Raw genomic sequence first — 7,994 nt, 5'->3', positions numbered from 1 at the left:
CGGCAACGGTGCCGGCGGGGCCGGGCGGAGCCCAAGGGAAAACACAGGGTGGGCGGGTGGGAGAACCACCGTGCCCGCTCAGCCCATTGATTCCTTCGCGCTCCACCCGCCCCGCTACACAACGCCGTGGGGAGCTATTTGCAGATGTTCTGCGTCGCCGTCTTGGTAGTAGGAGTCGATGCAGCGGTCGGCGTCGGCTTAGGTGTGGCAGTCACAGGCTTACGAACCGTATGGTTCTCCGCGCCAAGAATCACCTCAATGCCATCGATATCCACCTGACGCAGCTCGGCTCCAGGGAAAGCGGCGGCAACAGTGCGGACCGAGTCGCCGCGCGCCGGGCCGTACCGGATGATCGTGTTCTTGTATGTGCGCGTGGCGGTATCCCCCGGAACGGTGGGGACGAGGAAACCCGCGGCCAGCAGGGCGGACTTGGTGCGTGCACCCAGACCGGTGATCAAGGTGCCATTGCGGACGCGGATGGCAATGCGGTTGGGGGCGATCGTCGCGGCGGTGGGCGACGGAGTAGCCGTGGGGGACTTCGAAGGCTTCACGGGCGGGATCAGCGGCTGATCGGTGTTGATGCGGTGGAACAGATCCCGAGCCGCCGCTTTGTCCCACAGGACGGCGGATTCCCCGGTCGCGGTGCGGTAATTGACATCGGCGAGGGGGACGGTCACGAAGGACACATTGTCGGTGGAGACGTCTTTTAGCTGGGTGGCCAGGCCGAGGAAGTCGTCGGAGAGGGCGGCGTCGACGGTGAGGGTGCGCAGTGTGGAGTTCACCAGGGCGCCGAATTTGGCAGGGTTGGTCAGGGTGTCGCCGCTGATGGCCTTAGCGAGCAGGGCGGAGATGACCTGCTGCTGGCGGTCGATGCGGTCGAGGTCGGCCCGCCCGGTGGCGCGGGTGCGGGCGTAGTGCAGGGCGTTGACGCCGTTCAGCTGGTGGGTGCCGGCGGCAAGTTTGAGCTTGGTCTTGTCGTCGTCGATGGGGACGGGCGTGCAGACGGTGATCCCGCCCAGCGCTTCGACGACGTCGATGAAGCCGAGCACGTTGACGGCGATGTAGTGGTTGATCCGCAGCCCGGTCGCCTGCTGCACGGTCTGCACCGCGAGCTTGGGCCCGCCGAACTGGTACGCCGAATTGATCTTATGCTCACCCTTGCCCGGAATATCCAGCCAGGTATCCCGAGGCAGCGACACCACGGTCACCTTCCGATGATCCTCCGACAGATGGATCACCATCATGGTGTCCGTACGTTGCCCCTCCTGCCGCCCCAGATGCAGTTGGTTCTGCTCCTTCCGGGTGAGATCATCGCGCTTGTCCACCCCGACGAGCAGGATGTTCATCGCGGACCGAGACGACGACCCGGCCGTCCCCGCGTCCACGGACGTGATCTGCGCGCTCAGATATCCGGGAATGGCCCACGCGAATCCCGACCCCACGAGTACCAGCCCGGACAACGTTCCGGTGATCATCAGCGAGCGCAGGCTGGTTCGCGTACGACGGGTGCGAGGTGCGGTGACTCGGACCCCGCCGTAGGCGTCGCCGCCCACGTGCACACCCGAGTCCTCCACGCGGTCCCCCCTTGAGGTTGCCGTCTACGCCCCTTCGTACAGTAGCGTGAGCGCAGCCGTGAACCCCTTCCCCGACGCGCCCCTAACGAGTGTCATGAGCCCTTCGATCTCCGTCATCATGCCGGTCCTCAACGAGGAGCGGCACCTGCGCGAAGCCGTGCAGCAGGTTCTGGATCAGGATTACGACGGCGCGATCGAGGTCGTGCTGGCCGTGGGCCCCTCGCGTGATCGCACCCAGGAGGTGGCGGACGCGATCGCGGCCGCCGAACCCCGGGTCTCGGTGGTCGCCAACCCCACCGGGCGAACGCCGAACGCGCTCAACGCGGCCCTCGCCAAGTCGAGCAACCCGATCGTCGCCCGGGTCGACGGGCACGCCATGTTGCCGAAGGACTACATCCGCACGGCGGTGGAGACGCTCCAGGAGACCGGCGCGGACAACGTCGGCGGGATCATGGCCGCCGAGGGGATCACCCCGTTCGAGCAGGCGGTCGCCCGCGCGATGACCTCGAAGATCGGCGTCGGCAATGCGGCCTTCCACGTGGGCGGCGAGGGCGGCCCGGCCGACACCGTCTACCTCGGCGTGTTCCGCCGGTCGGCGCTGGAGCGCGTCGGCGGCTACGACGAGCACTTCCAGCGCGCCCAGGACTGGGAGATGAACCACCGCATCCGCGAGACGGGCGGGCTGGTGTGGTTCCAGCCGAAGATGCGGGTCTCCTACCGGCCCCGGCCGAACGCGCGCGCGCTGGCCAAGCAGTATTTCCACTACGGCCGCTGGCGGCGGGTGGTGGCCCGCACCCACCAGGGCACGATCAACTTCCGCTACCTGGCGCCCCCGCTCGCCGTGCTGGGCATCGTGTTCGGCCTGGCGCTCTCGCCGCTGTTCTGGCCGGCCGTGCTGATCCCCGCCCTCTACCTGGTGGCGATCCTGGCCGGCGCGCTGCTGACCGGCCGCGGCCTGCCCGGCGCCGCGCTGGTACGGCTCCCGCTCGTGTACGCCACGATGCACTTATCGTGGGGCACCGGCTTCCTCACCAGCCCTCCCCGCCTCAGCAAGCCCCGCCCGGCCGGGACGAACCTGCAGGATCTCTTTCACTGACCCGGCAGGCGTTCTCCACGGCCAGGTTGAACCGCGCCATCGGATCCCCGTCCCCCAGCAGGTAACCGCGCTGTTCCCGCCGCGCCTCCGCCAGCGCGTCCTCGTCCTTGTCCAGCTGGGCGAGGATCTCCGGCAGCTCGTTCAGGTCCCGGCTGAGCAGGTAGGCCGCCCGCGCGGTCGGGTAGCGCTCCCGGAAGTCCGGCAGCCCGGCGACGTTGCTCACCACGTAGGGCTTGCCACTGGCCACGAAGTCGGCGACCACGCTGGAGATGTCACTGACCAGCAGGTCGGCCTGGTTGAAGCAGGAGTAGAGGTCATCGGTGGCCACCCGGCTCGACTGCCGTCCGGCTTTGGCGATCATGGTCAGGATGTGCTGGTGGGCCGCGCGGGTGGTGGGGCAGCGGTGGCCGGTGAGCGGGTGCGGCTTGTAGATGAGATGCACCGAGTTGTCCATCAGCGCCTGGACGAGCTGCGGCCCCAGCGCGGCCACCGACGTGTGGTGCAGGTCGTCGGTCCAGCCCTCCCACGTCGGGGCATACAGAACAGTCCGGTACGGCATCCCGGGCCCCTCGCGAGAAATGCCCGCCAGCTGAGGCCGCCCGACTTCGACGATCGAGGCGTCCCGCACCCCGACGGCCGCCCGCTGGTAACGGTCGCGACCGGCCTGCCCGGCCACCCAGACTTCGTCGTACACCTTCGTGAACGGGTTGAACGACGCCTCCTTGTCGCTGTCGCCATGGCCGATGAAGACGCTGACCAGGCCGGGCCGGCGGAGCATGTGGATGTTGTTGCCCACGTTGGAGGCGAACAGGGCGACCCTGGCCGTGTCCAGGCCGCGGAAGTTCATCAGCTCCACGGCGGAGGGGATGCAGAGCACGGGCAGCGTGGTCGGCCCGAGCACGCGCATCAGCGGGCGCTCCCGCAGGACGATCACGGCCCGGCGGTCGATGTTCTCCAGCACGGGCAGCCACATCGACGCCTGGTAGATGGAGTTGGCGGGCCCGGAGAAGTAGAGGAGCACCTCAGGCCGGTATTCGCGGACCTGCTGGTCCACCTCCCAGATCACCCGCCGCCGGTCGGCCAGCGGCGCGGCCCGCCGCACGTGCCAGGTCAGGGCGAGTACGGCACTCGCCATCAGCAGCAGCGCGACGCCGACCCCGAGCGCCCCGAGCCAGTCCACCCCGGCCAGCGCGCCGAGGGCCGTCAGCCCGACCGGCAGCACGTCCACGTACAGCAGCCGCACCCCATGCCAGTTGACCAGCGTCTCCGGCGGCGCGGCGGGGAACGCCACCCCCAGGTTGCGGCTGTCGACCGGCTTCTTGCTGTGACAGCGCTTGAGATACAGCGCGAGCCCGGTCTGCGCGGCCCGCATGCCGTGAAAGAGGAACAGCCCCCCGGCCAGCAGCGCGAACCACCGCGACTGCGGCCCGACCGTCCGCGCCAGCAGCAGCACCGCCGCCATCTCCCGGGTGAGGAAGCGCACGGTCGCCCCCAGATGCACCAGGCTCAGCCGGTTCGCGATCGGCTTCGGCAGCTTCGCCTCCGCCGCGTACGACACCACCGCGAACGCGGCGAACACCCACGGCAGCGGGCACAGCGCAGCTACCACTAACACCGGATAAGACCCCAGAAGTACGGTCGTGACCAGGGCATTGATGCTCCGGAATGATCCCCCCATGTGGGGTGCTTACCCAATGAGGCGCACATCGACCACTTGTCCGGTCAGGTGAGAGATCAGCACTTCTACGCTGGTCCGGGCCACATCTTTGGGCGCCAGCAGGCTGGTCGGCGGCTCCTCGCCGAAGGCGCGCAACCGCATCGGCGTCGCCGTACGTTCGGGGTTGACGCAGTTGACCCGGATGCCGTGCTCGGCCCATTCGTCGGCCAGCGCCTGGGTGAGGTTGACGACGGCGGCCTTGGCCGAGGAGTAGAGGCTGTAGTCGGCCCGGCCCCGGGTGTAGGAGCTGGAGGTGTAGAGCAGCAGGTGGCCGCGGGTCTTCGCCAGGTATTTGAAGGACGCCCTGGCGATGTTGACCGGGCCCAGGTAGTTGACCCCGATCATCTCTTCGATGGTGCGGTGCTCGGCGTCGCCGAGCTTGCCCATGTGCAGCACGGCGGCGGTGTTGACCACGTAGTCGATCCTGCCGGTCTCCGCGTACGCCCGGGCCAGCGCTTCGGCGACCGCGGCCTCGTCCTGGACCCGGGTGCCGGTCTCGGTGCGGGAGAAGGAGTAGACGGTGGCGCCGTGCTCCTTGGCGAGGTCCACGATGTCGGCGCCGATGCCGTACGAGCCGCCGAACACGACCAGGGTGCGGCCGTCGAGCTCGTCGGCGTACGAGACGGGGACGGGCGCCGTGGCGGCGGCGAGCTGGAAGAGCTTGTCGGCGATGAAGACGTCGACCGGGTGGGTGACCTTCATGTTGTGCTCGCTGCCCGTCACGATGAAGATCGGCACGTCCGGGCGGTAGCGCAGCAGCACGCCGCAGTCGTCGGTGGCGGGCTGCTTGTCGAAGTCGGGATCGGCCAGCGCCCGGGCGTACGCGTCCCTGATCACCGAGAGCCGGAAACACTGCGGCGTCTGCCCGCGCCGCAGCCGCGCCCGGTCCGGGATGTCCCTGATGAAGTCCCCGCCCGGCCCTGGCACCACGACCATCACCGTGTCGGAGGAGGGGATGGCCACGTCCACCGCCTGGTGCTCGCCCAGGGCTGTCACGCAGTCGGCGATGATGCGCGGCTCCACCAGCGGGCGCACCGCGTCGTGCAGCAACACGTCGCACTCCCGGTCCCCGAGCGCCCGCAACGCGATCCAGGTCGACTCGGTCCGGCTCGCGCCGCCATCCAGGATCTGGGTCACCTTCGCGAACCGATTCTTGGCCACCAGGGCGGCCACCTCGTCGATGAACCCGGGAGTCATCAGCACGACGACTTCGTCGATGTCCGGATGGCTGTCGAAAGCCGCGATCGTATGCTCCAGGATGCTCTTCCCGGCGATCTTCAACAGCTGCTTCGGCGTGTTCAGACCCACCCGCTGACCGATGCCTCCGGCCAGCACCACACCAACGGTCGGCAAACGTGCATCCATCATCATGATCCTCCCCGACGAGCACCATACCCTTGCGGGTGATTGCTCATTAGTGATCACTCGATTACTTTGCGAGGTAGCGGTCGTCTCTGAGTGAGGGCGGTCTACATGGGGGAACAGCGGCCGGACACTGTCGCGGTGGTGCTGGCGACACCCGGTTCGGCCTGGCTGGCGAACGCCGACACCACCCTGATCGACCGACTTACCGAGCAGCTAGAGGCACTGCCGGTCGCCGATCTTTACGTGCTGTCCGGCGAGCAGGGCCTCGCCGAGGAGCTCCGCCAGGTGGCCAAGGTCGCCCGGGCGTCCTCCGCCCCGGTGGCCGTGTTCTCCGGCGAGGTGGTCGCCCACACCGAGGCCCTGGCCGCGCTGCTGGAACATCCGTCCCGGAGCACCGGCGCGCTGATCGGCACCGGCCTGGCGAGCATGCTGTGCACCCCGGTCCGGGTCGAGCACGGCCGGGTGGCCGCCGCCGGGAACTCCTTCCATCAGGTGGATTCCGCCAACGCCTCCTTCCGGGGCGTGCTCCAGATCGGCGGCGACCAGCTGAAAGCCCTGGCGCTGGTCGCCGAGGAGCTCGCCGACCTGGCTCAGGCCGGCAAGCTGGGCATCGCGGATGAAACGGAGGCCGTCGATCTGCTGCTCGCGGGCCTGGTCCGCTCCGGACTGCCCGTACGGGCCGCTCGGCTGGGCGAGCTGCACTGCGACCGAGCCCCCGACCAGGCCGCCGCGGACATCGCGCTACTCCGCCTCGCCGAAGTCGACGAGGACCGGGCCCGGCTGGACGCGGCGATCAAACAGGACGACGGCTTCTTCAGCACCTACTGCGTCAGCTCCTGGTCCCGCCACCTGGTCAAGATCGCGGACCGGCTCGGCCTCACCCCCAACGCCGTCACCGGCATCTCGGTGGGCCTGGCCGCCATCGCCGCCATCTGGTTCTCCGCCGGCGACCGGCAGTCCCAGCTCGCCGCGTCGGTCGCGCTCTACCTGTCGTTCGTGCTCGACTGCGTGGACGGCCAACTGGCCCGCTACACCCGGCGGTTCTCCCCGCTGGGCGCCTGGCTGGACGCCACCTTCGACCGGGTCAAGGAATACGTCGTCTACGTCGGCCTGGCCCTCGGCTACGCGGCGGGCGCGCCGATGACCGGTACCGGACCCGGCGGCATCTGGGCGCTCGCGGTCGGCGCGATGATGCTCCAGGCCGTCCGCCACATGATCGACTTCTCGTACGCCGGAGCGGTCACCGACGCCGCAAAGGTCGGCGTCTCCTGGGCCCGGCCCCACCGCTCGATCGCCCTGGCCACGGATTCGGCCAGGAACACCGCCGCCGTACAGCGCGAGAACGCGATCGTGCAACTCGCCGGGAAGCTGGAAGGCGACAGCGTGACCCGCTGGCTCAAGAAGATCATCGTCCTCCCGATCGGGGAACGAATGGCGCTCATCGCCATCACCGCGGGCCTGTTCAACGCCCGCGTCACGTTCCTGGCCCTGCTCGGCTGGGGCACGGTCGCCGCCCTCTACACCCTCACCGGACGGATCGCGAGGTCGTTGTCGTGACCAGCGTGCACATGGCCCGCATCCCGCCCAGCTCGGTGACGGCCTACCGCGACGACGGACTGCTCTCCCGCGGCATGGGCGCGATGGTCGCCGGGCAGCTGCCCCCGCTTCCCCCGGCCATCGCGGCCCTCTTCATCACCGGCGTGCTCCTGCTGGTCGGCATCGCCGCCACCGACGGCCTGGCCGTCTTCGCCCCCGTGGTCGCCCTGCTGCTGGCCGGCCCCGGCTCCTCGCACCGCCACGACGGCCGCCTGGACTGGCTGGTCCCGGTGCTCCTGCGCATCATCGAATACGGCTTCATCGCCAGTGTCGGCTTCGCCCACGGCGTGCCCGCCATCGTGATCATGATTTTGCTGGGCGCGATCACCTTCCACCACTACGACGGCGTGTACCGCATCCGCCAGCACGTCTACCCGCCCGACTGGCTGGCCACCGCCGGGCTCGGCTGGGAGGGCCGGATGATCGCGGTCGCCGCGGGCGGCCTGCTGGGCGCGAGCACGGCGATGTTCATCCTGCTGGCCCTGTATCTTTGGGCGTTGTTCGGCTGGGAGAGCCTCACCTGCTGGCTGGCCGCCCCCCGATCCGGGGTGGAAGCGGCGGATCTGGGCGCGCACGACTGATCCCGATACACGATCAGGGCGCTTTGGCAACTAACCTGTGGGGTTATTGACTTTGCCATCGCGCG

At 69.1% G+C, this 7,994-nt stretch carries 6 protein-coding genes; 3 read left to right on the top strand and 3 right to left on the bottom strand.

The genetic code is table 11. The features are described 5' to 3' along the window. Positions 1 to 134 precede the first annotated feature (134 nt). Positions 135 to 1,553 carry an LCP family protein gene (locus tag Amac_RS50575; protein WP_246269226.1) on the bottom strand — a complete coding sequence of 473 codons (1,419 nt, stop codon included), beginning with the start codon at positions 1,551 to 1,553 and terminating at the stop codon, positions 135 to 137. Positions 1,554 to 1,668: 115 nt separating this feature from the next. On the opposite strand from Amac_RS50575, the gene Amac_RS50570 reads away from it, so the two are divergent. After that, a complete protein-coding gene (locus tag Amac_RS50570; RefSeq protein ID WP_155361577.1) occupies positions 1,669 to 2,670 on the top strand; it encodes a glycosyltransferase family 2 protein in 1,002 nt (333 codons plus the stop codon). Here the strand turns inward: Amac_RS50570 and Amac_RS50565 are convergent. Both Amac_RS50565 and Amac_RS50560 read right to left on the bottom strand, forming a co-directional pair. Further along, on the bottom strand, positions 2,621 to 4,285 hold the full coding sequence (locus tag Amac_RS50565) for a CDP-glycerol glycerophosphotransferase family protein (RefSeq protein ID WP_246269225.1): 1,665 nt from the start codon (positions 4,283 to 4,285) through the stop codon (positions 2,621 to 2,623). The two genes, Amac_RS50570 and Amac_RS50565, sit on opposite strands and share 50 nt — an antisense overlap. A gap of 72 nt (positions 4,286 to 4,357) precedes the next feature. Then, positions 4,358 to 5,740, bottom strand: a complete 1,383-nt coding sequence (locus Amac_RS50560; protein ID WP_246269224.1) for a bifunctional cytidylyltransferase/SDR family oxidoreductase — start codon at positions 5,738 to 5,740, stop codon at positions 4,358 to 4,360. Between the two features lie 120 nt (positions 5,741 to 5,860). Here Amac_RS50560 and Amac_RS57650 point away from each other — a divergent pair, with 120 nt between their 5' ends. Both Amac_RS57650 and Amac_RS57645 read left to right on the top strand, forming a co-directional pair. Beyond that, entirely contained in the window at positions 5,861 to 7,309 is a 1,449-nt protein-coding gene (locus tag Amac_RS57650; RefSeq protein ID WP_155361574.1) for a CDP-alcohol phosphatidyltransferase family protein, read from the top strand. Beyond that, positions 7,306 to 7,929 (top strand): DUF5941 domain-containing protein, encoded by a 624-nt coding sequence (locus tag Amac_RS57645; RefSeq protein WP_155361573.1) that lies wholly within the window; start codon positions 7,306 to 7,308, stop codon positions 7,927 to 7,929. The genes Amac_RS57650 and Amac_RS57645 overlap by 4 nt, the downstream gene beginning before the upstream one ends. Positions 7,930 to 7,994: the final 65 nt, after the last annotated feature.

It is taken from the genome of Acrocarpospora macrocephala, from assembly GCF_009687865.1.
GTDB classification, from domain to species: Bacteria; Actinomycetota; Actinomycetes; order Streptosporangiales; family Streptosporangiaceae; genus Acrocarpospora; species Acrocarpospora macrocephala.
This window is presented reverse-complemented; position numbering and strand designations above follow the sequence as displayed.